The organism is Halonotius sp. GCM10025705 (genome assembly GCF_042662885.1).
GTDB lineage: Archaea > Halobacteriota > Halobacteria > Halobacteriales > Haloferacaceae > Halonotius > Halonotius aquaticus.
Genome location: NZ_JBHSZD010000001.1, coordinates 922,716 through 948,950 on the forward strand (window position 1 = coordinate 922,716; position 26,235 = coordinate 948,950).

The window sequence follows — 26,235 nt, forward strand, 5'->3', positions numbered from 1 at the left end:
CTCCTCTGTCACGTCGGCGTCACCTCAGCGACGATCTCGTTGAGCGTCTCGACAGCGGTTTTTGTCTGCTCGCGGGTGCCACAGGAGATCCGGACACAGCCGGGCAGCCCGAAGCTGCTGCAGTCTCTGATGATGACGCCGGCGCGCTGGCTGGCCTCGGCGACGCGACTGGCATCGCCAACGTCGGCCAACACGAAGTTGGCTGCGCTGTCGAAGGTTGGGGCCTCAAGGTTCTCCTGCATGTACTCGCGGGCCCACTGAGCGGAGTCGACCGATTGCTCGATGTGGGCATCATCATCAAGGGCCGCCAGCGCGGCGCGGCAGGCGACCTCGTTGGCCGCAAACGGTGTGTTGACGCGGGCATAGGCGTCGCCCCACGACTCAGGGACGGCCGCGTAGCCGATTCGCAGGCCTGCGAGGCCGTAGGCTTTTGAGAATGTTCGGAGGACAGCAAGGTTCTCAAACTCATCCAGCAGACCGATACTGCTCGGTTCATCGGAGTACTCGCCGTAGGCCTCATCGACGACAACGAGGGTTTCGTCGTCGACTTCACCCAGCAGCGTCCGGATCTCTTCGCGCGTCCACTCGCTGCCGGTCGGGTTGTGTGGCGAGGTGATGTGGATGATGCGCTCGCCGTCGTACGAGTCGAGGACGAGGTCGGCCGTCTGGGCGAAGCCGTCGGCCTTCGAGAGTTCGTACTCGTTGATCTCGCCGTGGTGGTGCCGTGTGCTCATCCGGTAGTACGAAAAGCCTGGATCGGGGACGAGCACCGACTGGCCCGGTTCCAACATCGCGCGGGAGAGATAATCGATCGCGCCGTCCGCGCCGGGGAGACCCAGATCTGCTCGTCGGCGACGCCCCACTTTGCGGCGAGCTTCTCGGTGAGATCGGTGTGGGACGCCTTTGGGTAGACATGGAGGCCGTCGTCGGCCTGCTGGTGGACAGCGTCGACAGCCTTCGGACTAGAGCCGTGTGGATTCTCATTAGAGGAGAGTTTGATGAGGTCGGCCGGATCGAGCCCGAGATCGCGGGCGACTTCCTCGATCCCCCGCCCTGGGACGTACGGGCTGGTCGCGGAGAGATCCCGTGGTTGCATACCCGAGGGAGCGGCCCGCGGGCCTTAAGCGTGCTTACACGGGTTCGATTGGGCGGTTGTCGGCTTGTCAACTTGGTGATTGTTATTGCCTATCGATGCGCGTTGCTTTGCGAACGAGCGACCTCGGGATCGATGCCGAGCTCTTGAATCTCCTCGTCAGTTGGCGTCTTTCCACCCTCACCGTCGACCGCCGCAACAACGGCGTCGAGATTGTCGAGGACTTCTTGACGGCTCTCGCCTTGTGCGGTCACCCCGACGCGAAGATCACGAGCTGTCCACCGACCGTCCGGATTTTTCAGCAGACGGATTTCCCGAGTTCGAGCATCCGAATCGCCCGAATCGGCTCGTTCCATACGAGTTAGTAGCTCGGCATGAATCAAAACGCTTCGGGGGCCGATCAATCGCTGTCGGGAATCGCAACGTCGTGTTCCAACGTCCCAATCCCCTCGATCTCAACTTCGACATGGTCACCATCTGAGAGCGCGCCGACGCCGGCCGGCGTCCCTGTCGAAATTACGTCACCCGGCTCTAAGGTCATGTACTCGGTGATCTCTGCGATCAGCTCCGAGACTGAGAAGTAAAACTGATCGATGGCTGAAGCTTGTTTGACCTCACCATTAACCCGAAGTTCGATGCTGGCGTCGTCGGGGACCTCGTCAGGCGTTGCCACCACGGGACCGAGCGGTGCGGCGTTGTCGAAGGCCTTCCCGCGAACCCAGTTTTGTTCGCGGTCTTGGTCGTCGCGGTTGGAGATATCGTTGAGACAGGTATACCCGCGAACGACATCGAGGGCGTCGTCCGCGGCGACGTTGCGGCACTGCTCGTCGATGACGACCGCGAACTCGGCCTCCCAGTCGATCCGCTCCTTGCCGGCCGGCAGCGTCACTGTCGACTCCGGGGCGGCGACGGCGTTCGGCGGTTTGAGGAACAACAGCGGGCGATCCGGCACAGCCGAATCGCGCTCGGCGGCGTGGTCAGCGTAATTGCGGCCAACACAGATGAGCTTCGTCGGCTCACAGGGCGGGAGGAGGTCGACATCGTCGCGGGCGTACTGTTGATCGCCGAAGGCGACGGTATCCTCGGTAGCGGTGCCCTGTCGGATGGTACCCGATGGATCGCTGAAGCGGACAAGGTGCATACCGGCTGTCGTGGTGGTGAGCAAAAACGTGTTGTGGTCACCGCGGCCGAATTTTATATGCCTGCTGACGGTAGTATCGCGTGACTATGTCGTTCGAACTCACCTATCACGGGCATTCCACATGGCACGTCACTGTCGACGACACAACGCTGCTGATCGACCCCTTCTTCGACAACGCACACAGCGAACTCACAGCCGACGACGTTGATACCCCGGATTACCTGTTGCTCACCCACGGCCACGCCGACCATATCGGCAACGCCGCACAGTTCACCGACGCAACACTGGTTGCGACCCCCGAAATCGTCAGCTACGCGAGCGCCGAACTCGGCTTTACGGACGCCATCGGCATGAACCTCGGCGGCACCGTCGAATGCGACGACGCCTTCGTGTCGATGGTACGGGCCGACCACACCAACGGGATCAACACCGAACACGAGTACGAGGGCGGGATGCCCGCCGGCTTCGTCATCAGCGACACCAACCCAACGCAGGTCGCCGACAGCGAGTCGACGACGTTCTACCACGCCGGCGACACTGCGCTGATGAGCGAGATGAAAGACGTGATCGGGCCGTATCTCGAACCCGACGCCGCCGCCGTCCCGATCGGCGATCACTTCACGATGGGGCCCATGCAGGCGGCTATCGCTGTCGACTGGCTCGATGTAGAACACGCGTTCCCGATGCATTACGACACGTTCCCACCGATCGAGGTCGATACCGACGAGTGGGAACGAGAGGTAAAAGCGACTGGCAGCAAGGCAACAACCCACATCCTCGACGGCGAGGAATCGGTCGTTCTCGACTAACGATAGGGCTGCAGTCACGAGATCCGCGTTCAGCGCGATCTACACTCAGGCGACGTATCGCTCGGCCGTCTCCTCGATGATCGCCGCAAGCTCGGCCAGCGAGTCGATGACGTAGTCAGGTGTGACTGCTGACGCCGCCACAGCCGATCGATCCATGATCCCGGTCGTCACCAACACCGTCGTCATTCCGGCGGCCGCGCCGAGTTGAATATCGGTGTTGAGTCGGTCACCAACGACGAGACAGTCTTCGGCGGGGACACCAAGGTAGTCAAGTACCGTTTTGCGGGCGTACGCTGAGGGTTTGCCACAGATCACATCCACCGATCGGTCGATAACGCCTTCCATCGCGTGGATGATCGCCCCCGAGCCTGGGCGGTCAGGGCCATCCTGCGGGATGACCGTATCCGGGTCGGTGCCGACAAAGGCGGGTTCGTCGGCCATGGCGATGATCGTCTCACAGAGCGTCTCGTAGCCGAACTCTGTCGACAGGGAGCCGACGACAACATCGGCCGCTCGTGGGTCGGTCGTCAGCGACAGCCCGGCGTCGACGAGCTGGTCTCGGAGGCCGTCCTCGCCGATTAGAAACACCTGCTCGTCGGCGTGTTCGGTTTGGAGGTAGTCGGTCGTGATCGTCCCGGCGGTAAACACCTCATCGGCCGAGACGGTAAAGCCGGCCTCAGCGAACCGTTCTTCGTAGGCCGCGGGTCGTTCAGTGGGATTGTTCGAACAGAAGACTCGTCGGAGCCCCGCATCGTCGACGGCGTCCAGTCCCTCGGCGGCGCCGTCGATCGGTGCTGCCTCCCGGACGACCGTGCCATCAACATCGAGGACGATCCCCTGATAGCTCATGGGTAGTCTCGCCGCCGTACCGAATTGAAACACTCGGTTCGCCGCCCTCGACTAACGGAAAGACACTAACTGTAGCGACACGTATGAATCGGCGTGACGACCCAGCTGACTCTCATTCAGATCGACAACTACGGGCCGTGGACGGTTACCCCCGAGCCACGCCGGGAGATGGATCTCCAGACCATGCAGTCCCGGCTGTTTGCCGACCTCGCCCAGTTTATCGGCAGCCGCGGCGGCTACGTCTTCTTCAGCCGGTTCGACAACATGATCGCCGTCACCAACGGCATCGGCCGCGCCGGCCACAAAGCCCTCCAAGAAAGTGTCCGCAACCGGTATCCGGTCACCGTCAGCCTCGGGATCGGTACCGCCGAGACGCCGGCGGCCGCCCTCGATGCGGCAACCGAGCAAATTCAAGCCGCTGGCAGTGCCCAAGACGAGGGTCGTACCGAGGTACTCGCCGGCGAGCCGCTGAGTACCGATGCCGACGCCACGACACATATCGCCCACTTCGATGTCAACGATGCGACGGGCAAATACACCGATCAACTCAACGAGTTTGACTCTTTCATCCATATTGAGCGCAGCTACGCCTCGCTGATGGAGTACATGCGTGAGGCCCACAGCGCGCTTTCTTTCTTCGTCGGCGGCGACAACATCATCGCCGTCTGTCCCGAATTGTCGCCGGAGGCCTATCGTGAGGCGATCGATCACGTTGAAGACGACGTCGGCGTTGAGCTGAAGGTTGGTGTCGGCCGCGGCACGACCGCCCACGACGCGGGCTACGCCGCCAAACACGCCCTCGAAGACTGCCGGTATGAGGGGACGATCGTTGAGTTCGACCACCCACAGGCGGCGACCGGAGACGACTGAGATGCCCCACCCCGCTCGATCGCCCTCCCGCCTATGAGCGAGACCGCACTGTATTTCACTGGCCCAGAGACAGTCGATCATCGCCCGGTCAGCGTCGATCCCGATCCCAGCGAGGTCGTCGTCGCGACCGATGCTTCCGCGATCAGCGCCGGCTCGGAGTTACTCGTCTACCGCGACGAGATGCCGACCGATCTCCCGGTCGACGAAAACATCGAAGCCTTCGACGACACCTTCGAGTATCCGATGCGGTACGGCTACGCCGCCGCCGGCACCGTCGTCGCTGCCGGCAGCGACGTGGCCGATGACTGGCTGGATCGGTCGGTGTTCGCCTTTCGGCCCCACCAGACCCAGTTTACGGCCGACCCGGACGACCTCGTACCACTGCCCGAGGACGTTTCGCCCGCTCACGGCAGCCTGCTGCCGACGGTCGAAACGGCGACCAACCTCGTGCTTGACAGCGAACCGCGGCTCGGCGAGTCGGTCGTCGTGTTCGGGGCCGGTGTCGTCGGCCTCTGTACGACCCGGCTGCTGTCGGCGTTCCCGCTCGATGAGCTCGTCGTCGTCGAACCACTCGCTGGCCGTCGTGAGGCGGCGCGGGCGATGGGTGCGGATCGAACGCTAACACCCGACGACGCCGCAGCCGAACTGAGCGACTGTGATCTCGCCGTCGAACTTTCCGGGGAGCCGGCCGTCCTCAACGACGCTATCGACGCCGTCGGCTACGACGGTCGGGTCGTCGTCGGCTCCTGGTACGGCGAAAAACAGGCCCCTATTGACCTCGGCGGCTCGTTCCACCGCGACCGGATCGAACTCGTCTCCAGTCAGGTGAGCACGATCGACCCGGCCCGTCGCGGCCGCTGGGATCGCCAGCGGCGGTTCGACACCGCCGTCGAGTGGCTCGACCGCCTCGACTGTGAGCGACTCATCAGCCACCGAATCCCCTTCGAGCAGGCGGCCGACGCCTACGAACTGCTTGACGACCGCTCGGAGTCAGTGTTGCAGGTCGTCCTCACGTACTAAGCTGCTTGCTACCGGTTTTGGATGTAGGTCACAATCGCCTGCCGGCTATCGGTCAGCCAGCGCGTCGCCACCAAAAACGCGGCCGCACCGATTCCGATGCCGGCGAGCGTATCCGAGAGGTAGTGCGTCCCGAGATACATCCGCGAGAGTGCGATCATTGCAGCGAGGACGGCCGTGGGCGCAAGCGGGAGCCGCTCGGAGCGCGCGGCGAGGAGCGCAAAAACGGTGACGCTGGCTGCGTGCCCGGACGGAAACGAGTGGGCGACCATCTCGCCGCTCGTGACACAGACCGGATTCGCCGGAAACGGTCGCTGGACGAGCCCCATCAGCATCAGGACGACGGGCCCGGTGAGTCCGAGGGCGAGCACCGATGTTGCGACTTCCTCGTGCCAGTCGCCCAGATAGAACAGGCCGACAACGACGCCAGCTGCGGTCGCCGAGCCGAGCCCGGTCACCGAGTTCATGACCTTCGTGATTGCCGGGTCACGGATCGAGACGAGCAGATCGGCGGCAAGCTGATCGAGGCCGACGATCATCGCACCGACCTCAGTGAGGACTCCCGTCATGGTGTTGGCGACACGTCGGGCCGGAGCGACAAAGCCCCGGCGTCATCGACTCAGTTCGGTGTGTCGCTGGCCCTGCGCCGCAGTAACCACACGACGAGCGCGCCAACGGTCAGCCACAGCAGCACTTCGAGGTAAAACGACGGGCTGCCGAGATAGAACCAGATGAACTCGCCCGGCGGGATCGCGGGCGGATTCGGCGGCACCACGGCCGGCCAGCCGAGAAACAGCGCGTCGCTCGGGCGGCCGTTGATGACGACGTGCAGCGCGTCAAGGAACAGATGCGACCCCCAACCGACAGCGAGTGCCAGCCCTCGCCGACTGGCGAGAGCGACGGCGACCATCACCGGCAGCACGAGCGCGCTGTGGCCGACCGAGTGAAACAGCTCCGTCACGCCCGCCATCCCCAGCGGTTTGTCGACAACATCGGGTAGCGCGGCCCCGACGACCAGCCAGCCGATAGCTAGCGGTCGCTGAGACGTGCCTCTCGTCGACGACGCGGCGCGGAGCCGCGCAGCGACCCCAATGCCGGCGGCGACGACGAGGTGAGTCGGAAAGAGCACGGGAGACGTACGACCGCGACCGGCTTCAATCCTCCCTGGCTCCGCGAACCGGATACAGTCCGCTGATCGCCAAAATGTCCCGGCTGAAGACCGCCAGCGATGGCGCGAGGACGACCGGCGCGAGCCGCCAGCCGAGGGCGGTCGGGACTGCCGGCAGCAACACGGCCGTCAGGAAGACCATCTGGACGCCCGCGAGGTATTTTCCGAGGTCGCTGTCGGGTCGCTCAAAGACCGGTAGCCCGCGGGCGCGGCGCAGCCACCGCACCCCGAGGAAGACGTACCGCGCCGCCGACAGCGACAGATACCACCACGGTAGCAGGCCCCAAAGCACGGCGACGACCGGCGCGGCGACGAAGCCGGCGGTGTCGACGGTCATGTCCAGCCGCTCGCCGAGGTCGGTTTCTCGGCCGACTGTTCGGGCGATGGTGCCGTCGAGTTTGTCGAGGACGATGCCGACGCCGTAGCAGAGACCGGGCAGCCACGTGACGGCCGCCATCGGCGCGGCGACAGCAAGGCCGGCGACGACGCCGTAGAGGCCACTTCGAAGCTCGGTTATCGCGTTTGCAAGGCCGAAGAGATAGCCGATCGGCTCCTCGCCGAGTTCTGTGGCATCAGTGTTGTGGGCGACGACCCACAGCTGTCCGGCGGCGAACACGGCGGCGACAGCGGCAGGCGACACCGGTGACCACGCTGCGGGCTCGGCCGGGAGCAACACCGCAACTCCGAGACCGACCACGGCGGCCGCGAGCAGCGGGAGGGCGACACGACCGACGGCAACGTGGCTGGATGCGGCTCGCGCCCACGGCTGCACGCGATCACTCACGAAGCAGGACGATCAACACGGCGATCAACACGACCTGTGCGACCTTATCAATCGCGCCGAGCGTGCCGACATCGGCCGGGAACGCCTTGTCGCCGGCAGCGAAGTTGAACACGTACCAGAGAACGATCTGGATCGCGGTAAACGGAACCCCGACCGCATAGACCGTCCGGCGGCGGTAGTTGATGAGGACAAGAGCGACCACGCCAAAAAAGCCGAGACCAGCCAGAATAAAGCTGATTCCGAGCGTCGAGTCGATGAAGCCGACACCGAGCCGGAGGTGAATGACCGCCGAGACGACGGCGGCGATAATGCCGACGTAGGCGAGTGCGTTCAGCGATCCGAGTTCCGGCGAGAGGGTGCTCGTATCCGTGCTCATACGTTTACACCGGCCGGAATCCACATAATCGTATCGGCGGAATGATCGTTAGCGGCTGAACTCGGGATCGCGGAGATCTTCGATCCGGCTGCAGTCGTCCGGAGCGAGCCGCGTTGCCACCGCGGCCGCGTTGGCGACAATATGATCGGTGGTCGTACTCGATGGGATCGGGGCGACGCCGCGGGTCGCGTTCCACGCCAACACGACGCCGGCCGGCGAGAGGTCGTATTTTTCTCCGATTTCAGCCAATACCGGCTCGTCCAACAGCCCCGGAGCCGACAGCGGTGAGTGGGCGACGACAGCGATATCATGGTCGCGACAGAACTCGACAAGCTCAGACTGCGGCTGGTAAGGATGCCGCTCGATTTGGATGACAGCCGGCGGGATCGACCCCGATTCGAGGATCGTCTCTAACTGCGGCTGCGAGACGTTGCAGACGCCGAGCGTCTCAGCCCAACCCCGCTCGACGACCGTCTCCAGATTCGCCCACGCCTCCGCGAGCGGGATCGAGGCCGTCTGGATCTCGCCGTCGTCGTCGGTCGGAAATGTCAGGGCCTCCTGTTCGTCGACCGGTTTCTCGGCCAGCCGATCCAGCCGCCCCTGATGGGCCCACGCCTCGGGCCAATGCAACATATAGCAGTCGAAGGCGTCGATCCCGAGTTCGTCGAGACTGCCCTCGCAGGCCGCCAGCAGGTGCTCCTGTCGGTGGTTCGTTCGCCAAACCTTTCCGAGGATCGTCAGGTGGTCTCGATCCGGAGACCCCGGCGCGGCCAGCAACTCACCAATTCGGAACTCGTTGCCGTACAGCTCCGCGCTGTCGAGTAGGCGATAGCCCGCGTCAAGGGCGGTCGCAATCGACGCCTTGCGGTCGACGTACTCGTCGCCGCGGTAGCGCGAACAGCCGAACCCAATCGGCGGCACCGACAGCGGGTGGTCATCGCTGGCGGTCGTCGCCGTCGACTGCGTCTCGTCCGGAACCGTCACTCCGTGGCTCGAAACATCGACCGGGCCACCCTCTGCGGCAGCCGTCTCGATAGCGTTGCAGACGGCGACGACGTGGGCCCCGCGGCGCGCTGTTCGGCGATCCGGCTCGCCGGCAGCGACGCTCGCCGCGAGGTCGTCGACAGCGTCGATATAGCCGCGGGCGTCGGTCGGCGACTGCGGCGGGACGGTCGTGTACGACCGACCGAGACCGCCGTACTGGACGGCCTCAGATTCGGGTTCCATTCGGCCGGTGTTGTCGAGAGACAGCGAGCCGTCGTCGCCGTGGAGTTCCAGCCCGTAGAACTCCCGGCTGCGGTGCGGCGCGTAGAAACTCGCTGTCAGCCGCACTGTCGGGCCGGCTCGAAACGCCAGCGTCGACTCGACATGGCTGTCAGCTGCGGGCTGTTTGGGTTCCCGCTCGGGCCAGGGGTTGAGGCTGTCAGCGACCCGGACGCGGTCGACGGGGCCGAACCACGCGACCAGCAGCGATAGCGGGTAGACCCCGCCGTCGTACAGTGGCCCGATAGACAGAAAGGAGTCGGGACGGTCGTGCCAGTCGGTGACCCGACCGACGTGGGCGTGGGCGTAGGCCAACTGGACTGGCCCAAGTCGGCCCTCCCCAAGCAGGCGGCGGGCGCGCTGTTGGGTCGGGCCATCGACGGACGCCGGTGCGCAGCCAAGTGCGAGGTTCCGCTCGCTGGCTATCTCAACCAACTCGCCGGCCGTCTCGCCGTCGAGGGCGAGCGGTTTCTCCGAGTAAACGTGGCGGCCGGCGTCGAGGGCGGTTCGGGTGATTGCGGCGTGGGCCGCGTGGCTCGTTAGATTGACGACCAGCGGCGCGTCGAGTGCGTCGAGGGCAGCATCGAGATCGGCGAAGGCGGGACAGTCGTGGTCGGCAGCGAGCGTTTCGGCGCGGTCGGCATCGAGATCGCAGACGCCGGCCAGCGTGAGCTCAGACTTGGCGAGGCCGTCGGCGTACGACGACGCAATCGAGCCCGCACCGACGAACAGACAGTGCACATTTTCACCGCACGCGCGAGGGGTAAAATTCCCTTGGGATGGTGGGTGCTGGGCCGGGATCTCGCCGATGGGGTTTTGACAGTCTCGGCCGAAATCCCGCCGTGGTAGAACCGGGAATGAGCCGGCTCGGGACGGCCTATCTGCGAGCCATCCAGGCGGTCGGCCGGCGGCTGCCGTACGGGACGAACGTCTTCGAGCGGCCGTGGGACGTGTTGGTCGTCCTTGATGGCTGTCGAGCCGACCTGCTGGCCGCCGTTGCCGACGACTACGACTTTCTTCCCGACATCGGCTCGATCCGCTCGGTCGGCAGTTCCTCCTCGGAGTGGCTCGAAAACACCTTCGGCGGTCACCCCGAATCCGAACGAACGGTGATGGTGACTGCCAACACGTGGACGGATCGCTATCTCGATGCCGACGCCTTCGCCGCCCTCGATGAGGTCTGGAAATACGCGTGGGACGACGAACACAACACGATCCCACCAGCGGCGGTCACGGATCGCGCTATCGCGCTTGCGCGTGAAACCGCGCCTGACCGCCTCGTCGTCCACTATATGCAACCGCACCACCCCTTTGTCCCCGATCCGCTCGACGGCGACGACGGACTGGTGCGGGCTGGCAGTCACAGCAACACGGGGAACCCGTGGGTCGCGCTGCGACAGAACGAGGTCAGCGTCGACCGTGTCTGGGCAGCCTACAGCGCGAATCTCGACTACGTGCTCAGCGAGGTCGAATCGCTCTGCGAGAACGTCGACGGCCGAGTCGCCATTACGGCTGATCACGGCAACCTCTTTGGCGAGTGGGGACTGTACGGCCACCCGATGGAAACGCCCGTGCCCGCGCTCATCACCGTTCCGTGGGCGGAAACGAGGGCTACCGACCAGCAGACGCGAACGCCGACGCTGGAGCCGCCGGAGTCGCTGCCGGTGAGTCGGGTTTACGGGGGCGACACGGCCGACGACCGACTGGACGCGCTGGGGTACCGCGAATGAGGCCACGGAGGGATCACGGATGAAGATCGGCCTCGTCGTCTACGGCGAACTCGACACCCAGTCGGGCGGCTTTCACTACGACCGGCAACTCATCGCGGAACTCCGAGCGGCCGGCGATACCGTCGATGTCATCGAACTGCCGTGGCGATCCTACCCCCGCGGCCTCCTCGACAACGTCTCCCGCCGGCTGCGACGGCGACTCACCGGCGACTACGACGTGTTGCTGCAGGACGAACTCGCTCATCCCTCGCTTGTGTGGACGAACCAACGGCTCTCGACGCCGATTGTGAGCATCGTCCACCATCTCCGAGCGAGTGAGAACCGACGCCTGCGGCCGCTGTATCGAGCGGTCGAGCGTCGCTATCTCCGGAGCGTTGACGGCGTCGTCTGTAACAGCAGCGTCACCCGCGATGTCGTCACCGATCTCGGTGTCGACGCCGACCGAACCGCCGTCGCGCCGCCGGCCGGCGACCGGTTCGATCCAGCCATCACAGCCGATCGGATCGCCGAACGTGCACGCGAAGAGCCACTCCGCGTGCTGTTCGTCGGTAACATCACGCCGCGAAAAGGCGTCGACACGCTCATCGACGGGCTGGCAGCCGCCAACGGCGACGCCGAACTCACGGTCGTCGGCACCCCGGTCGACGAGGGCTACGTTTCGGGATGTCACGACCGCGTCGCCGACCACGGGCTGAGCGAGCGTGTCACGTTCACCGGCGGGATCGACGACGACGCCCTCGCCGCGGCGTTCCGCGAGCATCACCTCTTGGCCGTGCCGTCTCAGTATGAGGGGTACGGCATCGTCTATCTCGAAGGGATGGGGTTCGGGCTGCCGGCGGTCGCCTCACGGGCAGGCGGCGCGACCGACATCGTCACAGACGGCGAGAATGGGTTTCTCGTCGACCCCGGCGACGTGGCCGCTGTCGCCGACGCGATCACGACGCTGGCGGCCGCCCGCGAGCGGCTGGTGGCGATGGGCCAGGCTGCACGCAAGCGATACGAGTCTCAACCAGACTGGACGGAGACGGCATCGCGAGTCCGGAAGCTCCTCAAATCGATCATCGATGATGACCTCGACTGAGAATGTGTCGGCATCGGTACGAGCGGCTGGATATCTTGCTCACAAGCCGAGGTAGCTACTAGCCACGCATGCGTGAGATGCCTCGGCGAGGACAACACATGCCGCCGTAGTCACGAGTTGAGGTTGATGACTCCTCGACTCTCGAACCCGACACCGCGATACCTGGAAAAATACATCGTATTATATCGGTTTGATTGTGGACAGCAAATTGATTAGATTGCCTGTCTGGACACACAGTGTGCGTGGCTGAAACGAACCTCAGTGAAAAAATGCGTCTGAAGGTCGCTTTTCCACGTATTCAGCCGTTTTTAGCTCTCCTACTTTGTCGGTAGATCGCATCTACCAACTTGAGCAAAGATGGCGGGTCAGATACGATTCGAATTTTACCGAAACGTATTTAATACAAATCGATTTTTATCGATATGTATGGCAGCGTCCAGCGGTACTGCGATGGGAATCGATCGACGAATCAGCCCGGAAACAACCGATAGTTCTCCGAGTAGTTGGCTCACAGGACTTGCCGTTCGTGGGGTGACACAATGAATATCACCGTCTACGGCCCCTCTGGCTGTAGCAACTGTACGGATCTTAAGGAAACGGCCGCGGAGATCGTCGATCGGAATGACATCGATGCGGACGTAACGAAGGAACCAGATATGACCAAGTTGGCACAGAAGGGTGTTATGTCGACGCCAGGGTTCGCAATCGACGATGAGATCGTGTTTGCCGGCTCAACACCGTCGGAAGCCGAACTGGAATCGATCATCACGGAGCACGTCTAACCCGGAATGGTCTTCGAGCAGTTTGCAACGTGGGTTGTCGACACCATCGGACTTACCGGCGCGGCCAGAGCCGCCGCGCATTTCTGGGTGTACGACACGCTGAAGATTCTCGCCATTCTGACGGCCGTGATCTTCGCCGTCACCTACCTTCGGACGTACTTCCCGCCGGAGAAGATCCGCGAGTACCTTGACGGGAAGACAGCCGTTACCGGGTACGTACTGGCCGCGCTGTTGGGGATCGTCTCACCGTTCTGTTCGTGTTCGACGATCCCGATCTTTCTGGGGATGGTCGGCGCGGGCATTCCGTTCGGCATCACGATCACGTTCTTGGCAGTGTCGCCGATGATCAACGAGGCTGCGTTGGTCGTATTACCGGGAGTTGTCGGCTTTGAGCTCACCGCGCTGTATGCGGTCAGCGGGATCGCCATCGGAATGACAAGCGGCTACTCGCTCACCCTCCTCGGATTCGACCGCTACGTTGACGACTTCGAGTTCGGCGATTCGGGGGTCGAGATCGACGAGCCGACCAGACGCGAGCGGCTCGAAGAGGCCTACGTTGAGGCCAGAGAGATCATCGTCGAGATCATCCCGTATGTCATTGTCGGCGTCGGGGTCGGCGCGCTCATTCACGGCTACCTTCCCGAACAGCTGGTCGAGACCTACCTCTCGGGGCAGTGGGGCGTCGTCGGCGCGGTCGCCGTCGGCGTGCCGATGTACACCGATATCCTCGGGGTGATCCCGGTCGTCGAATCGCTGATCGGCAAGGGGCTGCCGATCGGCACCGGCCTCGCGTTTATGATGTCGGTGGCCGCGCTCTCGCTGCCGCAGTTCATGATCCTCAAGAAGGTGATGCAAAAGGAGCTGATCGCCGCCTACGCGGGCACGCTTGCATCGGGGATCCTGGTGATCGGGTTGTTGTTCAACATCGTGCTCTGAGTCGCCGTCGACCACCCCGGTCACGGTCACAAACGCTTTTAGCCCGACCCGATCAGTATCGAATCAAACACAACCGCCGTCGACACACATCTGAGTATGACAGACACCGTCCCGGAATCAACACGTCAGACCCTCGAACGCCTCTATGAGAACCCCGATGAGCGATTGACCTCCTTATTTGACCTCGCCGCAGATGAGACGCAGGTCGACGCCCAGCTGACGGTATTCAAAGCGTTGGCCAACGAGTCTCGGGTTCGGATTCTCGATGCCCTCCGCGATGGCGAAATGTGTGCGTGTGAACTCCAGGTCGTCCTTGATGCGCCACAGTCGACGGTCGCCAGCCACCTCCGGGAACTCGCCGACGCAGGAATCGTCAGAAAACGCCGGCAGGGAAAATGGACGTACTACCGGATCGGTGATACAGCCGTGTTGCAACTGCTGGATCTCGCGGCTGCATTCGGCGACCCCGACGGCGAGTGAGCACAGCCACTCCAAACCTACCACCGGGCAATCATCTACTGATACGGAGGATAGCTTCTACTCACACCCAACCGTCGGGAACCCACTCAGTGATAGCAGCGGGATCGTCGTAAGCCGTATCAATGGCGTTGATTGCCTCAACAAGGATTCGCGGTGGGGGTGGGTCGCTGTCTGTGTAATAACAGAGCCCGTGTGGGACTGTCTCGTCGAAAAAGTCATCGTCAGCAGTCAGAACGACCCAGTCGTTAGTTGTTGCGTAGGCGGCGATCGCATCATCGGTCGCAGTGGGCCTGAGAACATCCCGAACGCGGTCGACTGTGTGGGTGGACTCAGTTTCGAGGACAGCGACGTACGACGCTTTCACCATCTGGTCACACAGCACCCGCATCGACACTTAGCCGTCGGTGTCGGGGGTGTGAGTCTCGGCCGCGATCGCTTGCTCAGTGGCTGCCTTCTGCATCCGGATGTAGTCCATCAATTCGGGGTGGGACTCGTAGTATTCGATGGCAGCCTCAATCTGCGGGCGGTCGAGCGTGGGATACTCGGCGAGTAACTCGTCGACGCTCGCACCTGACTCGGCGGCGGCCCCGAGTGTGTAGACGCCGATCCGTGTGCCGTCGATTCGTGGCTTGCCGTGGAGAATATCGGGCGTTCGCACGATCTCGATACCAGTGCTCATAGAACCGTGTAGGGGCTGTAGCGATAAAATACTCGGGGAACAGCGACCAGACTGCGCTGCTGGCTTGGGTGACGCGGTATCAGCAACACGGTTCGGGACACAACTGCGACAGCCGAGTGACGCGGTCGGTTCGTGCGTATACTGGCTGCCGTCGCCAACACGGGTGCTCCCGTCACTCCGGGAGGTCGACATCATCGGCGGCGTCGTATTCCCAGCCGTGATCGTCGATGAACGCAACCACGTCGTCGAGGGATTCGGTGACGCGGATCTCGGTGTCGTCGGCTCCCTCGCTGTCGAGGGCGGCTTCCAGTGTGCTGATCGGGTGGGTTTCGCTCGGGACGTTTGGGCCATCGTGGCCTTCGATCGTCACGGTCTCGGCTGTGTGGTCGTGAATGTAGACATCGATATCCTGTCGGAACGGGCGTTCTTTCAGGGTAACCCGCACGGTGCCGTCGGCGTCTCGCTTCGTTGCCGTCGCTGTGTATCGCACGTCGTCGATCACCGGGCGGAGCGCGATCGCGTCCTCGTGGTCGTAGGCGCGCTCGGCGATCACCGTCCCATCGAGACTGTAGATCGCCTTCCAGGTGCGAAACGACGGGAGACTGCCGATCCGGTACCGGGAGGCGGTATCAACGAACTCGGCACCGACTTTGAGTGGCATGTCGGGGTGTGGCGTGCCGTGGGACTCGCGGTAGGCCTGTGCGTCCTGCTGGGTCGGGCTGTGGGCTGTGAGGGCGGTGTAGGCGGTTTCGACATCGGTGGCCGTGATGGGCTCGGTGTCGACCGCGAATGGCTCGCCGTCGTAGCATGCCCAGACGCGGGCGATGGCCGCCGAGAGCAGGTCGTCGTGGCCCGTTGCTGTGTCGGTGTTTTTGAGCTGTGTCAGCACCGCGATGATCGACCGGACTGTCTCGCGGTCGAACGCTGGGGTGTCGGCGTGCATACGATTTGGTGTGTCATTGTGGATGCGGGATTTGCTTCAATCCCATCTTTTTCTGCGTCGGGTCGCCTCCGGCCACCGCTCCTTGAAAAAGCTGGATAAAAAGTGCTGCCTCCCTGCGGTCGGCAGTGAACCGCTCGCTACGCTCGCGGATGCTATTTCTCAATGGCCGCTGCTTTGACTAACTTCTCAGCGCGTTCGTTCATTTCATCCGTATGGCTCACAGAGCTACGAAAAATCGTTCCAATTCTCTCGGTACCGCAGTCACTGTTCTCACTTAGGCAAACAGAATACACTTTCCAGCTACTCGGCTCCTCTTTGACCCCAGTTCCCACTTTTCCAACGCAGTGTCGACATCGATACCCTGTGAGTTCAGTCACGAACACATGCAGGGTGGAATCGTCTTCAGTTTTGAATCCTCGCAGCAAATATTATTTAACGGTGATTGACGAATCGAAGGCTAATGGGATACGATGGGCCGAAGGTCTTTCTAGCACCGTATGGCAATGATGCCGCGCTAGAAAACGTCGAAAACAGCGTTTTGGATGGTATCGATGCCGATCGTGTCCGTCAGTATACTGAGCAGCCACCGGACGCATTTGATGAGGTCATTCGATTATGGGGAACAAAACCGTCGGTAGCTGGTACGTGGAAAAATATTGAACAGGGGGATTACCTGTTTTTCTACCGTAATGGAACGTATACGTACTCTGCGAGGGTTCTCGGTACAGAACAGAATGAGGCACTCGGTAGAGATGTCTGGTCGAACTTCGAGGATGATCCGTGGGATAGAATAATCTATCTTGCACCACCGACCGAAATGAACGTATCCTCCGAAGAGATTCACAACCTTGCAGGATACGACCGTTCCTATCCACTTGGATTCAGTCCGCTCAACGAGATGGGCGTTGGTGGCATCCGCGGAAAGTATGGTTCTGTAGAAGCGTTAGCCTCCGGAGAAACTGGTTCGACTCAGACCGAAATCACGGAGACGATAACAGATATCGAGATTCACAGTACGCCGGATTTCGATCTCGTAGACGAGGGACTTCTCGATGGGTTGTATTTTCAGGACAACCGCGGAAACGAGATTCTTGAACAAATCGAATCAGCGTTCAAAGCTGGTAAGCATGTCATCTTCACCGGGCCGCCCGGAACAGGGAAAACTGAAATCGCTAGACGAGTCTGTCATTCGCTCGTAAAATCTCACAACGACACCTATTCTGGCTATGAGATGACGACAGCCACAGCCGATTGGTCGACCTTCGAGACTGTTGGTGGCTACATGCCAACAGAGACAGACGGGGAGAATCTCTCGTTCGAGACTGGGCAGGTGCTACGGCGGTTCAAACAAGATGGTACTCAAGAGAACGAACTCTTGGTAATTGATGAGATCAATCGCGCTGATATCGACAAAGCGTTCGGGCAGTTATTCACACTTCTCTCCGGACAGGAAGTACAATTGCCCTATCGCCGAGATGGCAACGAGATCGTTGTCAAACAGGCTGACGGCAGTTCCGGAACACCAGCACCCCACGAGTATATCATGCCCAATTCGTGGCGATTGCTGGCGACGATGAACACCTACGATAAGACTTCATTGTACGAACTGTCGTACGCCTTCATGCGGCGGTTTTCGTTCATTCATGTCGATGCCCCACAAGTGCCTGAAACCCGAGCAGAACGAATCGACCTGCTCGAACATTACGCAGACGCTTGGGGGATGGATCTGTCCAGACCGGCGAATGAAGATGTGCTCGATGCTGTGTCTGAAATCTGGCTCAGACTCAATGACGGCCGGAGCGACCGCAAAATCGGTCCTGCCATCGTTCGAGACATGCTGGATGGCATCATGAACTCACCCTCTCGAACCACTGAACGCGCTGTCACCGACGCAGTGGGTAACTACGTCCTGCCTCAACTCGAAGGGTCACCTCGCCGAGAAGCGACCGTCAAACAACTCTCTCAGATCGATACTGTTGATTCCAGTCGACTCAGCGAACTCGGCCGTGATATGCTACAGATAGAAATCGATGGATAGATCCGAACTCATCGATGCTGTCTCGGAGGATTTGTTTGCCTATGTGATGCACGGAGAGATTTCTGAACAACACGTCACGACACAACTCAAACCGACAGGGCTGGATGAACGTTTCGAGAGCTTCGACGCGCTTGTTGACCTTCATTTTCTTCTTCGACCAGCAGTCGTCGATTTCGTAGACCAACTCCCGTCTCGACTCCGGAGTATCAAGACACAGACGAAGAACGTCCAACAGACGACGCGAGGACAGATATCCGGGCAAATCGATTGGACTTCGACGATGAAACAACGCTCCTCGCAGGCACCGGGCGATACGTCGTTATTTGTCTGTGACAACCGTCACGAAAGCTATGACATTGACGAGAATATCGTTCTCAAACGTCTCCTGTCGATCATTTACACGACTCTGGAGGAGTGTGAGACGTATCTCAAACAGGAATACGAATGGGTAACTGATCGCTGGCAGGAGAACCTTGAGCTCGTTGAGCAGATGCGAGAGTTGTTTGAACGGAACGTCCACATCAAGCGTATTCGTGACCCCGAGACCTACGAGCCGACAGACCGAATGATTCAGACAGCAGCCATGTCGCGTAGCGATGTCTATCGAGAGGCTGCTTCGTTGTTGCAGGATCATAGACGAGCCAGAGAAAGCAATCCGGACGCTCTCAGGGAATTGTTGGAAGAGACGCTGATTACGCCTGAGGACGAGGAAACACTCTTCGAACTCTACGTCCTGTTCCAGTATGTTGAATCAATTGAGGAGTACCAGCAAAGCGAAACCTCCGTCAAAACGATTGAATCTGGAAAACAAGAGGTCGCTCGGATAAAGAGCGAGGATGGTACCGATGTCGTGTTGTACCACGATAGCTCTGCCAATGACCGAAACCTCTCGTTTGTTCCCGAGCCAATCGAAAAACAGGATGCCGAACTGACCCGGTCAGAACAGATAGACCGTCAGGCTCGAGAAATCGTTGAGAACTACTTTACTGACAAAGGGTTCCAACTGCAAACCAACCGACCTGATATTATCATACTCGAAGTACAACATGAGGAAGGATACGAATACTTGATCACTGAGGTCAAAAACTCCACCAGCGAGCAAACAGTGAAAAAAGGCGTAACCGAGACACTCGAATATCTCGCATTCCTCCGCCAAGAAAACGAATTAGTGTTTGACCCTGATACCCCATTTGGATCGGGTTGGAACGGTGTGCTCGTAGTCCAAGATTTCGAAAGCCGATCGACGGCACCAATTGAAGATCAAGACACGATTAGAATTCTACAAGCTTCTGAACTCGCTGATTCTCTGCCAGTAATCTTAGACAGATTGTTGTAGTTATCTTTGGGTAGCCACTCGGTAGCTTTGGCCAACATCTCGCTCTAATAGAACTGTCGCCCTGATACAGCTCCCTGACCGCGCTGTTATCGATTCGTCTCACGCTGATTGAGGCTCCGTCAATTGATCGAAAAATGAGAATCCGGCTACTTCGCTTGCTCGTGAATCTCATCGATCGCGGTCGCCACCGTCGACTCATCGAGGCCCATCACCGCGGCGATCTGGGCGTCGCTGAACCCCTGGACGGCGAGATAGCAGGCCAGCGGGCGGTCGCCGGCGGCGGCGACCTGTACCGGCACCCGCGCGGTCTCGGGGCTGGTCGCCGAGGCATCAGAATGCCGAAACCGAAACGCCGGCAGCCGCTCGAACAGCACCGCCAACAGCGTCGCCCGAATCGGATGCGATCGAGCGGCCTCGGGATCGGTCGCCAGCCGCACCGCGCCCTCAGGGGTCTCTAAGCTCCGACTGACCGCCTGCGGGAGTGCCTTCGGCACCGGCATCGACAGCGAGTCCGGCAGGTACACCGAGACATCCGCCGAGCTGTGTACCGACCCCGCCTCACCCTCATAGATCGTTTCCGTCGCGTCCATACCGATCGTTGTGGCTGGCGGCTATAAGCTGTTGTCACCGACCGCGCTGCGCCGCCAGGCTCTCGCCACACCCTCAACCGGGTGCCGGTGTGGCAATCACAGCAGTAATCTGCCGGCAGTCACAATACCGACCCATCGATGGCTGTCGACCCAGACGAAGGCCTCATCACCGATCTGATGATCGGCCTGTGGTTTGTACTCGCCGCCGACCTCATGGCGCTGACGGGGTTTGCGTACCTCGGCGGGTACGTCTCCCGCTGGGTGTTCATCCTGACCACCGGGCTCACAAACGCCGCCTTCGCGCTGTGGATCGGCTGGCGATGGCTGGCGATCCGCCGGGCGGAGCCAACCGACCGCGCGGCGATCGAGGAGCTCAAACACCGGTATGCTGCCGGGGAGCTCTCCGACGCCGAGTTCGAACGCCGACTCAGCGAACTACTTGATGCTGACGAGGCCGTCGCAACGGCCGATATCGACGTCGGCGACGCGCCACAGTCGGCGACCACCGATCCCGAACCGATCGAGGAGTAGCCTACTCGATCAGCTTCCCAACTGTTTCGGCCTGTAACTCATCCCGAATCGCGTGGCTGTCCTCGGCGTCGACAACAACCTCGATGATCTCGCTGCCCTCGCGGTCGGCCGCCGCGGCGTAGGCCTCTCGGAACCCCTCACGGCTCTCAACACGCGAAAAGCCCAGCCCGTAGAGCTCGCCGGCGGGCTCGAAGTCCAGCCCATGCGGCGTTTTGAACTGCCGCGTAAACGGCGGCTCGAAGTTCTCGATCGGCAGCTTATGGAAGATCCCGCCGCCGTCGTTGTTGATGACCACGACCGTCGCGTCGACCTCCGCGCGCCCGACAGCCAACAGCCCATTCAGATCGTGATAGAACGCCAGATCGCCGATCACCAGCGTCACGTCGTCGGTCGTCCCGTGGGCCGCGCCCAGTGCCGTCGAGACGATCCCATCGATCCCCGACGCGCCACGGTTGCCAAGCGCGGTAATCGATGTCGTCCCGGCCGCACCAAACCGATCGAGATCACGCACCGGCATGCTGTTTGAGACGACCAGCGTCGCCGGATCGGGCAGCCCGGCGACCACGTCGGCGACGATCCCGCCCTCGAACAGTCGATCGGCGGCCGCCTCGCTCACGGCCTGCTGGGCCGCCTCCGCGGTCTCCCAGCGATCCCGCCACTCGGCTGCCCCACCGCCCCGAATCACCTGCGCAAGCTGGCCACAGAGCCGGTCGGGATCGGCGACGACGAGATCACTCGCGGTGAACTCCGCCTCGCGCCACGCGCCCGCGGGATCGACGACCACCTGCCGCGCATCGACACCAGCGAGATACTTTCGCAGCGGTTTCGAAGTCGGCGACGCGCCCAGCCGCACCACGACCTCGGGATCGGGCCACGCCTCGGTCACTGCGGTGTTCACAAACCCGTCGTAACCGCCGATCACCGGCGCGACACGGGTATGGCCGCCGAACCGCAGCCCCGAGAGCGGATCAGCGAGAATCGGAAATCCACTCGCATGCGCAAACGCTGTCACGGCCTCGGGGTCGAGCCCCGGCGGATCGGCCGGCCCGGCGACGAGCAGCCCACGATCGATCGACAGCGTCTCCGCAAGCTGTCGCAGGTCACGGTCATCAAGCTGTGGCTCGCCGCTCGTTCGCCGCACAAACGGCGTCTCTTCGTCGCGACCGAGTGCTGCCAACGGGTCGAGATCGGTTGGCACGTCGCCCTCGACCGGGGTCGGTTCCAACGGCTTCCGGAAGGGGACGTTCAGATGCACCGGCCCAGCGGGCGTCCCCTCGGCCGTGCCAACCGCCCGACAGATATCGGTTCGCAGCGACCGCAGCGCGCGCTCCCGCGGGGCGGGCTCGGGGAGGTCTTTGTACCACCGGACAGCGTCGCCGTAGAGCTTCTCCTGATCGACGGTCTGATTCGCCCCGGAGTCCCGCAGCTCCGGCGGTCGATCGGCCGTCAGCAACAGCAGCGGCACCCGTGCCTGATTCGCTTCGACAACCGCGGGATGGTAGTTGGCGGCGGCCGTCCCGGAGGTACAGATCAGCGGTGTCACCTCGCCCGTGCGGCGGGCCCGCCCCAAGGCGAAGTAGCCCGCCGACCGCTCGTCGAGCGCGGAGATCGTCTGTAGCTCCTCGTGGTCGTCGACGGCGACCGTCAGCGGCGTCGAGCGGCTCCCCGGCGAGACACAGACCGTACGAACGCCGCTGCGGGCGAGTTCGGCGGCGATCGCCCGGCCCCACAGCGTGTTCCGGTTCGGTGCAGTCATGGCCGACATGTCGGGGTCGACGCTCATATGTCCGGCGTGTTCGGACGCTCACTCTGCCGGTTGCCCGTGGTCATCAGCGGCCGTTGACGCAGCCGTATCGACGCCAACACCGCTGATCTCGAAGCGTGCCCCGCCGTCCGTGCTCTCAGTCGCGGTGATCGTCCAGCCGTGGGCGGTGACGATATCGCGAACGATCGCCAGCCCGTAGCCGGTGCCGTCGGCGTCATGGCTCACCCGTTCGTCGAAGATCGTCGCCTGTTTGTCGGCTTGGATGCCGACGCCGTCGTCGGCGACATAGAAGCCCCCATCGGTCGTCCCGACCCGGACGGTCACCCCCTCGCCGCCGTGCTCAACGGCGTTGCGAAACAGGTTCTCAAAGAGTCGCGACAACTGCTGTGAATCCGCACTGAGCGTGGCGTCGGTTGCTACGACCAACGACGCGTCACCGGTCGTCACCATCGCCCAGGCCTTGTGTGCTGCCGTGTCGAGGGCGACCGACTCACGGGCTGGCTGTTGGCCGCTTCGTGCCATGGCAAGAATGTCTTGAATCCGTGTTTCAGCGCGCTGGAGTGCGGTTTCGATCTCATCGAGCGCGTCAGCCGGGTCGTCGGCCCGCCGGGCAATCTGAACGTAGCTTGTTGCCACCGTGATCGGCCCTTGGAGGTCGTGGCTGACGCGGCTGGCAAATGCGTCCAGCCGGTCGGTTTTGGCCTGCAGCGCCTCGGCGGTGTCGGCCTGCTCGGTGATGTCGCTGAAATAGAGGATGCGACCGGTCGTACCATACCCCTGTGGGACGGGTAGCTCACGGTAATCAAACACCCGCTCGGTGGCACCAGTGGTCAGTTCGACCTGCGTTTCAGTACCATCAAACACCGGTCTGAGTGCCGGATTTGCCTCGCTGAATGCCGACACGGCCATTCCGAGGTCGAGCCGAAAGACCTCGGAAGCCGCCTCGTTGGCATCCGAGACGATCCCCTCGGAGTTGACGACGACAACCGGATCGGTCAGCGCGTCGACGACCCGACGCAACGAGTTCGGCGAGAGCCGAAACAGGTCGAATCGCTTGATCGTCACCGCCACCACGAGCCCCATGAGCGACCAGCCGATCGGCGTCGGATCGAAATACGGCGGCACCAGTTCGAACACCTTCATCAGCCCGGGAACCATCGCTGCGGTGATCAACAGCATGACAGTTCCGGCTTGCAGCCGCCGTATCGTTGTCGTCGCCCGAATCAACTCCCCGGCCGCCAACCCGGCTGCCATCACCACCAACAGCGGGCTCCCGATCATATTGAGCGGCAGCCGAATCGAGCCGGGCTCGGCCGGCACGAGGATCTCACTCGTCTGATAGGGTGCGTCGACAGTATAGATCAGCTCCCCGGGGTTGAACCACGAGAGCACGAACAGCAGCACAACCGGGATGAACAACACCAGATACCATCGTGAGATCGGCTCCCGAAAGGTGAACTCGTAGGCAAACGCAAACGTCGCAATCGATGCCGACGGGACGGCGATGATGAACACGTTTGTGAGTGCCAACCGGAGAGCGGCGGCGTCGACCAGCGCGATCAGTCCAAAGGTTACTGACCACACCATGCCACACAGCATGGCAAACCGAAACCAGCGGACGACGATCCCCTGTGGCTCGGTGCGAAGCCAGTAGACGATAAAACCCGGGATGATCCCGCCGGCCAGCATAATTCCCCCGGCGGTTGTGGGCGATAGTACTGCATCCATGCTTGTGTGGTATCCGTATGCTAGCGGTCGATGCCCGGTAAAAAACATTGTGCGAACGAGTATTCACATCTAGCGTGTGTGACTGTACAGTCGATACCGCCCTCGCAATATCCCTGCAGATACCGGTGTCGGTAGTACAATTCTACACATACCTTCGTATGCCGGTATAGAATTGATAAGGTGTTATCCCGTTGATCGGATTGCGGACTGCAATGATTGGCGACCGGGCAACAGCAACCACGCGAGACGCCACGACTGACTGACACACAATGGGCACGCACATGACACAGCAGGCCGGCAGCGACACCTTGTCGACACCGGCGAAGATTCTGCTGATCGATGACGACGCACAATGGCTCTCACTCACAAGTGACTTGCTGGCGGAGACCGCATCCGACTTTGACGTCGTTACGGCGAGTAGCCTCGCGACGGGTCGCCAGCAGTTCACCGAGCGAGCCTTCGACTGTGTCGTCTGCGATTATCGGCTGGGCGATGGGACGGGCCTCGAACTCCTCACGGAGGTGCGAGACGCTCACCCTGAGCTGCCCTTTGTGCTCGTGACGAGCCGTGGCGATGAGTCCGTCGCTGCCGACGCGATCAGCCAGGGGGTGACCGACTACATCCCCAAGGAGCTGATCCGATCGGATTTCGACGATCCCACCGAGTCGGTACTCGACACCCAACTCCGGAAGGTCATCCGGTCGTATCGCACCCAACACGCGTTACGACAGGAACGAGAGATCAAGACGGCCGCCCTTGAGCTGTTGACGACGATGTCGAACCAACGGGAACTCTACCGCCGGTTCTGCGCGCTGTTGCAGGACAACTACGGCTACGGCGGCGTCTGGATCGGGACGGTCGGTGCAGGCGGTCGGATCGTCCCACGGGCGATCAGCGGCTGTGAGACCTACGTCCAGGCGCTGATCTCTCCGGCGACGGGGGCGACCGGTTCGACCCGGCGATCCGCGCCTTGACGGACGACTCCGTCGCCGTTGCCACTGTCGACGACGAAACCGAGCCCTGGAGCGATGCGTGGGCGGCAGCGACAACCGGCTTCGACTTCGAGGCCGGGATCGGCGTCCCCATCGGCGACGACCGCGTCCAGTTCGGCGTGCTCGGTGCCTACACGGCCACCACCTCGATCGACGACGACCAGATCGATCTGCTCAGAGAGTTTGCTCGGCTGATCAGCTACACCATCCGCACCGACGAATGGACGGAGTCGCTGATCGCCGAGGAGCCGGTCACACTGGAAATCGAGATTGATGCCCCGACCGAACCGCTGCTCGCGTTTGCCAGCCACCTACCCGCTGACGCCGCGTTGACGATCCACTCGGTCGCCGAACACAAGGATGGAAAGCTGCTGTACGCCGTCGAGATCACCGGCGCGGTGCCGGATGACTGTCGGGAGCACGTCACCGCCAGTGACTATCTCGAACTGTATGACACCACAGAAACGGCCGACGGCCATGAGTGTCGCTTTCTGGTCACCCCACCGACGCCGGAAAGCATCGCCCGTGACTACGGGATGCAGTTCGAGACGATCACAATCGACGATGGGCTCCGGACGATCACCGGCTATCTCTCGACGGACAGTGCCGTGCCGAACCTCCTTGCCGACCTCAGATCGACGTTCGAACACACAACCCTGACACGCGTAACCTCAGCTATGACACAACCCCGGGCAACCACCACGACGACCGCACAGCTACTTGACCCACTCACCACCCGCCAGCGAGAGATCCTCTCGCAGGCGTACTACGACGGCTACTTCGAGGAGCCACGGGCAATCAACGCGACAGAGCTTGCCGATCGCTTCGGCATCGCTCGCGCAACGTTCACCCAGCACCTCCGAACAGCCCAACGGAAGCTCTTTGGAACCATCTTCAGCCAGGAGGGCCGCCAATGAGCGCGACTGTCAAACACCTCTCGGCGTTCCAACGCGACATCCTCTATGTCGTGTCGGATCTTGAGACTTCCTACGGCCTCGGCATCAAGGATGCCTTAGAGGAGTATTACGGCGAGGAAGTCAACACCGGACGGGTCTACCAGAACCTCAGCACGCTCGTCGAGGAGGGCTACCTCGAAAAATCCGCTATCGATAAGCGAACGAACTCCTACACCCTGACCGAAACGGCCCTGCAGGCGATCGAACACCGCCACAACTGGCAACAGACACGGGCCGACAGCCAACTGGTTGGGTGAGAAGCAACCACTGCGGGACAACCCCCGGCACGATCGATGGG

28 protein-coding genes and 1 pseudogene are annotated in these 26,235 nt (G+C 61.9%); 14 read left to right on the forward strand and 15 right to left on the reverse strand.

Features of this window, described 5'->3' with window-relative positions:
* Nucleotides 1–8 precede the first annotated feature (8 nt).
* The 3 genes and pseudogenes from hisC to ACFQJB_RS05255 all read right to left on the reverse strand — a co-directional run bounded on the left by hisC (nt 9) and on the right by ACFQJB_RS05255 (nt 2,234).
* Nucleotides 9–1,096: pseudogene (hisC, locus tag ACFQJB_RS05245) on the reverse strand (histidinol-phosphate transaminase).
* 89 nt (nt 1,097–1,185) lie between these two features.
* A complete protein-coding gene (locus ACFQJB_RS05250) occupies nt 1,186–1,449 on the reverse strand; it encodes a type II toxin-antitoxin system HicB family antitoxin (RefSeq protein ID WP_379724729.1) in 264 nt (87 codons plus the stop codon).
* 44 nt (nt 1,450–1,493) lie between these two features.
* A complete protein-coding gene (locus tag ACFQJB_RS05255; protein WP_379724732.1) occupies nt 1,494–2,234 on the reverse strand; it encodes a fumarylacetoacetate hydrolase family protein in 741 nt (246 codons plus the stop codon).
* 86 nt (nt 2,235–2,320) lie between these two features.
* Here ACFQJB_RS05255 and ACFQJB_RS05260 point away from each other — a divergent pair, with 86 nt between their 5' ends.
* Entirely contained in the window at nt 2,321–3,043 is a 723-nt protein-coding gene (locus tag ACFQJB_RS05260; protein ID WP_379724735.1) for a metal-dependent hydrolase, read from the forward strand.
* A gap of 45 nt (nt 3,044–3,088) precedes the next feature.
* Here ACFQJB_RS05260 and ACFQJB_RS05265 read toward each other — a convergent pair whose 3' ends face one another.
* Nucleotides 3,089–3,892, reverse strand: a complete 804-nt coding sequence (locus ACFQJB_RS05265; protein ID WP_379724737.1) for an HAD-IIA family hydrolase — start codon at nt 3,890–3,892, stop codon at nt 3,089–3,091.
* Between the two features lie 93 nt (nt 3,893–3,985).
* On the opposite strand from ACFQJB_RS05265, the gene ACFQJB_RS05270 reads away from it, so the two are divergent.
* Both ACFQJB_RS05270 and ACFQJB_RS05275 read left to right on the forward strand, forming a co-directional pair.
* A complete protein-coding gene (locus tag ACFQJB_RS05270) occupies nt 3,986–4,762 on the forward strand; it encodes a GTP cyclohydrolase III (protein ID WP_379724740.1) in 777 nt (258 codons plus the stop codon).
* 33 nt (nt 4,763–4,795) lie between these two features.
* Entirely contained in the window at nt 4,796–5,782 is a 987-nt protein-coding gene (locus tag ACFQJB_RS05275; RefSeq protein WP_379724743.1) for a zinc-dependent alcohol dehydrogenase, read from the forward strand.
* A gap of 8 nt (nt 5,783–5,790) precedes the next feature.
* Here ACFQJB_RS05275 and ACFQJB_RS05280 read toward each other — a convergent pair whose 3' ends face one another.
* From ACFQJB_RS05280 to ACFQJB_RS05300, 5 genes are read right to left on the reverse strand one after another with little or no spacing between them, the layout of a single operon-like run.
* Nucleotides 5,791–6,348, reverse strand: a complete 558-nt coding sequence (locus ACFQJB_RS05280) for a phosphatase PAP2 family protein (protein ID WP_379724746.1) — start codon at nt 6,346–6,348, stop codon at nt 5,791–5,793.
* Between the two features lie 50 nt (nt 6,349–6,398).
* A complete protein-coding gene (locus ACFQJB_RS05285; protein WP_379724749.1) occupies nt 6,399–6,908 on the reverse strand; it encodes a metal-dependent hydrolase in 510 nt (169 codons plus the stop codon).
* Between the two features lie 25 nt (nt 6,909–6,933).
* Complete coding sequence (locus ACFQJB_RS05290) at nt 6,934–7,731, reverse strand: CDP-alcohol phosphatidyltransferase family protein (RefSeq protein ID WP_379724751.1); 798 nt, start codon at nt 7,729–7,731, stop codon at nt 6,934–6,936.
* The gene (locus ACFQJB_RS05295) at nt 7,724–8,107 is read right to left on the reverse strand and encodes a DUF7475 family protein (protein WP_379724755.1); all 384 of its coding nucleotides are present in this window, start codon (nt 8,105–8,107) and stop codon (nt 7,724–7,726) included. The genes ACFQJB_RS05290 and ACFQJB_RS05295 overlap by 8 nt, the downstream gene beginning before the upstream one ends.
* Nucleotides 8,108–8,155: 48 nt before the next feature.
* Nucleotides 8,156–10,111 (reverse strand): aldo/keto reductase, encoded by a 1,956-nt coding sequence (locus ACFQJB_RS05300; RefSeq protein WP_379724758.1) that lies wholly within the window; start codon nt 10,109–10,111, stop codon nt 8,156–8,158.
* A gap of 116 nt (nt 10,112–10,227) precedes the next feature.
* Between ACFQJB_RS05300 and ACFQJB_RS05305 the strand changes: the two genes are divergently transcribed.
* From ACFQJB_RS05305 to ACFQJB_RS05325, 5 genes are all read left to right on the forward strand, one after another.
* A complete protein-coding gene (locus tag ACFQJB_RS05305; protein WP_379727964.1) occupies nt 10,228–11,100 on the forward strand; it encodes a hypothetical protein in 873 nt (290 codons plus the stop codon).
* Between the two features lie 19 nt (nt 11,101–11,119).
* Nucleotides 11,120–12,181: a glycosyltransferase family 4 protein gene (locus tag ACFQJB_RS05310; RefSeq protein WP_379724761.1), complete on the forward strand. Its 1,062-nt coding sequence runs from the start codon at nt 11,120–11,122 to the stop codon at nt 12,179–12,181.
* A 539-nt stretch (nt 12,182–12,720) separates the two neighbouring features.
* Entirely contained in the window at nt 12,721–12,963 is a 243-nt protein-coding gene (locus ACFQJB_RS05315; protein WP_379724764.1) for a thioredoxin family protein, read from the forward strand.
* Nucleotides 12,964–12,969: 6 nt separating this feature from the next.
* The gene (locus tag ACFQJB_RS05320) at nt 12,970–13,899 is read left to right on the forward strand and encodes a permease (RefSeq protein WP_379724767.1); all 930 of its coding nucleotides are present in this window, start codon (nt 12,970–12,972) and stop codon (nt 13,897–13,899) included.
* A gap of 96 nt (nt 13,900–13,995) precedes the next feature.
* Nucleotides 13,996–14,379, forward strand: a complete 384-nt coding sequence (locus tag ACFQJB_RS05325) for an ArsR/SmtB family transcription factor (RefSeq protein WP_120103117.1) — start codon at nt 13,996–13,998, stop codon at nt 14,377–14,379.
* 61 nt (nt 14,380–14,440) lie between these two features.
* On the opposite strand, the gene ACFQJB_RS05330 is transcribed toward ACFQJB_RS05325, so the two are convergent.
* From ACFQJB_RS05330 to ACFQJB_RS05340, 3 genes are all read right to left on the reverse strand, one after another.
* The gene (locus ACFQJB_RS05330) at nt 14,441–14,767 is read right to left on the reverse strand and encodes a DUF5615 family PIN-like protein (RefSeq protein ID WP_379724770.1); all 327 of its coding nucleotides are present in this window, start codon (nt 14,765–14,767) and stop codon (nt 14,441–14,443) included.
* Nucleotides 14,768–14,773: 6 nt separating this feature from the next.
* Nucleotides 14,774–15,058 (reverse strand): DUF433 domain-containing protein, encoded by a 285-nt coding sequence (locus ACFQJB_RS05335; RefSeq protein ID WP_379724773.1) that lies wholly within the window; start codon nt 15,056–15,058, stop codon nt 14,774–14,776.
* A gap of 172 nt (nt 15,059–15,230) precedes the next feature.
* Nucleotides 15,231–16,001, reverse strand: a complete 771-nt coding sequence (locus ACFQJB_RS05340; protein WP_379724776.1) for a hypothetical protein — start codon at nt 15,999–16,001, stop codon at nt 15,231–15,233.
* A 460-nt stretch (nt 16,002–16,461) separates the two neighbouring features.
* On the opposite strand from ACFQJB_RS05340, the gene ACFQJB_RS05345 reads away from it, so the two are divergent.
* Nucleotides 16,462–18,039, forward strand: coding sequence for an AAA family ATPase (locus ACFQJB_RS05345; RefSeq protein ID WP_379724779.1), 1,578 nt, complete (start codon nt 16,462–16,464; stop codon nt 18,037–18,039).
* Nucleotides 18,032–19,375 carry a hypothetical protein gene (locus tag ACFQJB_RS05350; protein WP_379724782.1) on the forward strand — a complete coding sequence of 448 codons (1,344 nt, stop codon included), beginning with the start codon at nt 18,032–18,034 and terminating at the stop codon, nt 19,373–19,375. The genes ACFQJB_RS05345 and ACFQJB_RS05350 overlap by 8 nt, the downstream gene beginning before the upstream one ends.
* 146 nt (nt 19,376–19,521) lie before the next feature.
* On the opposite strand, the gene ACFQJB_RS05355 is transcribed toward ACFQJB_RS05350, so the two are convergent.
* The gene (locus ACFQJB_RS05355) at nt 19,522–19,965 is read right to left on the reverse strand and encodes a hypothetical protein (RefSeq protein WP_379724785.1); all 444 of its coding nucleotides are present in this window, start codon (nt 19,963–19,965) and stop codon (nt 19,522–19,524) included.
* A 138-nt stretch (nt 19,966–20,103) separates the two neighbouring features.
* Here ACFQJB_RS05355 and ACFQJB_RS05360 point away from each other — a divergent pair, with 138 nt between their 5' ends.
* Nucleotides 20,104–20,496, forward strand: coding sequence for an SHOCT domain-containing protein (locus tag ACFQJB_RS05360; protein ID WP_379724788.1), 393 nt, complete (start codon nt 20,104–20,106; stop codon nt 20,494–20,496).
* A 1-nt stretch (nt 20,497) separates the two neighbouring features.
* Here the strand turns inward: ACFQJB_RS05360 and menD are convergent, their stop codons facing one another.
* Together menD and ACFQJB_RS05370 are read right to left on the reverse strand one after the other, a co-directional pair.
* Nucleotides 20,498–22,252, reverse strand: coding sequence for a 2-succinyl-5-enolpyruvyl-6-hydroxy-3-cyclohexene-1-carboxylic-acid synthase (gene menD, locus ACFQJB_RS05365; protein WP_379724791.1), 1,755 nt, complete (start codon nt 22,250–22,252; stop codon nt 20,498–20,500).
* A gap of 48 nt (nt 22,253–22,300) precedes the next feature.
* Nucleotides 22,301–23,989, reverse strand: a complete 1,689-nt coding sequence (locus tag ACFQJB_RS05370; RefSeq protein WP_379724794.1) for a histidine kinase N-terminal 7TM domain-containing protein — start codon at nt 23,987–23,989, stop codon at nt 22,301–22,303.
* A 269-nt stretch (nt 23,990–24,258) separates the two neighbouring features.
* On the opposite strand from ACFQJB_RS05370, the gene ACFQJB_RS05375 reads away from it, so the two are divergent.
* Genes ACFQJB_RS05375 through ACFQJB_RS05385 form a run of 3 tightly spaced genes read left to right on the forward strand, consistent with a single transcriptional unit; the run spans nt 24,259 to nt 26,194 of the window.
* Nucleotides 24,259–24,963 carry a response regulator gene (locus ACFQJB_RS05375; protein WP_379724797.1) on the forward strand — a complete coding sequence of 235 codons (705 nt, stop codon included), beginning with the start codon at nt 24,259–24,261 and terminating at the stop codon, nt 24,961–24,963.
* On the forward strand, nt 24,960–25,898 hold the full coding sequence (locus ACFQJB_RS05380; protein ID WP_379724800.1) for a helix-turn-helix domain-containing protein: 939 nt from the start codon (nt 24,960–24,962) through the stop codon (nt 25,896–25,898). The genes ACFQJB_RS05375 and ACFQJB_RS05380 overlap by 4 nt, the downstream gene beginning before the upstream one ends.
* Nucleotides 25,895–26,194, forward strand: coding sequence for a helix-turn-helix transcriptional regulator (locus ACFQJB_RS05385; RefSeq protein ID WP_379724803.1), 300 nt, complete (start codon nt 25,895–25,897; stop codon nt 26,192–26,194). Before ACFQJB_RS05380 ends, ACFQJB_RS05385 begins: the two co-directional genes overlap by 4 nt.
* Nucleotides 26,195–26,235 lie beyond the last annotated feature (41 nt).

Bases quoted from the DNA above. Each gene is read 5' to 3' on its own strand.
- ACFQJB_RS05250 (WP_379724729.1), bottom strand. From the start codon at position 1,449: ATGGAACGAGCCGATTCGGGCGATTCGGATGCTCGAACTCGGGAAATC.
- ACFQJB_RS05255 (WP_379724732.1), bottom strand. From the start codon at position 2,234: ATGCACCTTGTCCGCTTCAGCGATCCATCGGGTACCATCCGACAGGGC.
- ACFQJB_RS05260 (WP_379724735.1), top strand. From the start codon at position 2,321: ATGTCGTTCGAACTCACCTATCACGGGCATTCCACATGGCACGTCACT.
- ACFQJB_RS05265 (WP_379724737.1), bottom strand. From the start codon at position 3,892: ATGAGCTATCAGGGGATCGTCCTCGATGTTGATGGCACGGTCGTCCGG.
- ACFQJB_RS05275 (WP_379724743.1), top strand. From the start codon at position 4,796: ATGAGCGAGACCGCACTGTATTTCACTGGCCCAGAGACAGTCGATCAT.
- ACFQJB_RS05280 (WP_379724746.1), bottom strand. From the start codon at position 6,348: ATGACGGGAGTCCTCACTGAGGTCGGTGCGATGATCGTCGGCCTCGAT.
- ACFQJB_RS05295 (WP_379724755.1), bottom strand. From the start codon at position 8,107: ATGAGCACGGATACGAGCACCCTCTCGCCGGAACTCGGATCGCTGAAC.
- ACFQJB_RS05305 (WP_379727964.1), top strand. From the start codon at position 10,228: ATGAGCCGGCTCGGGACGGCCTATCTGCGAGCCATCCAGGCGGTCGGC.
- ACFQJB_RS05310 (WP_379724761.1), top strand. From the start codon at position 11,120: ATGAAGATCGGCCTCGTCGTCTACGGCGAACTCGACACCCAGTCGGGC.
- ACFQJB_RS05315 (WP_379724764.1), top strand. From the start codon at position 12,721: ATGAATATCACCGTCTACGGCCCCTCTGGCTGTAGCAACTGTACGGAT.
- ACFQJB_RS05320 (WP_379724767.1), top strand. From the start codon at position 12,970: ATGGTCTTCGAGCAGTTTGCAACGTGGGTTGTCGACACCATCGGACTT.
- ACFQJB_RS05325 (WP_120103117.1), top strand. From the start codon at position 13,996: ATGACAGACACCGTCCCGGAATCAACACGTCAGACCCTCGAACGCCTC.
- ACFQJB_RS05330 (WP_379724770.1), bottom strand. From the start codon at position 14,767: ATGCGGGTGCTGTGTGACCAGATGGTGAAAGCGTCGTACGTCGCTGTC.
- ACFQJB_RS05335 (WP_379724773.1), bottom strand. From the start codon at position 15,058: ATGAGCACTGGTATCGAGATCGTGCGAACGCCCGATATTCTCCACGGC.
- ACFQJB_RS05340 (WP_379724776.1), bottom strand. From the start codon at position 16,001: ATGCACGCCGACACCCCAGCGTTCGACCGCGAGACAGTCCGGTCGATC.
- ACFQJB_RS05345 (WP_379724779.1), top strand. From the start codon at position 16,462: ATGGGATACGATGGGCCGAAGGTCTTTCTAGCACCGTATGGCAATGAT.
- ACFQJB_RS05350 (WP_379724782.1), top strand. From the start codon at position 18,032: ATGGATAGATCCGAACTCATCGATGCTGTCTCGGAGGATTTGTTTGCC.
- ACFQJB_RS05355 (WP_379724785.1), bottom strand. From the start codon at position 19,965: ATGGACGCGACGGAAACGATCTATGAGGGTGAGGCGGGGTCGGTACAC.
- ACFQJB_RS05360 (WP_379724788.1), top strand. From the start codon at position 20,104: ATGGCTGTCGACCCAGACGAAGGCCTCATCACCGATCTGATGATCGGC.
- menD (WP_379724791.1), bottom strand. From the start codon at position 22,252: ATGACTGCACCGAACCGGAACACGCTGTGGGGCCGGGCGATCGCCGCC.
- ACFQJB_RS05370 (WP_379724794.1), bottom strand. From the start codon at position 23,989: ATGGATGCAGTACTATCGCCCACAACCGCCGGGGGAATTATGCTGGCC.
- ACFQJB_RS05375 (WP_379724797.1), top strand. From the start codon at position 24,259: ATGGGCACGCACATGACACAGCAGGCCGGCAGCGACACCTTGTCGACA.
- ACFQJB_RS05385 (WP_379724803.1), top strand. From the start codon at position 25,895: ATGAGCGCGACTGTCAAACACCTCTCGGCGTTCCAACGCGACATCCTC.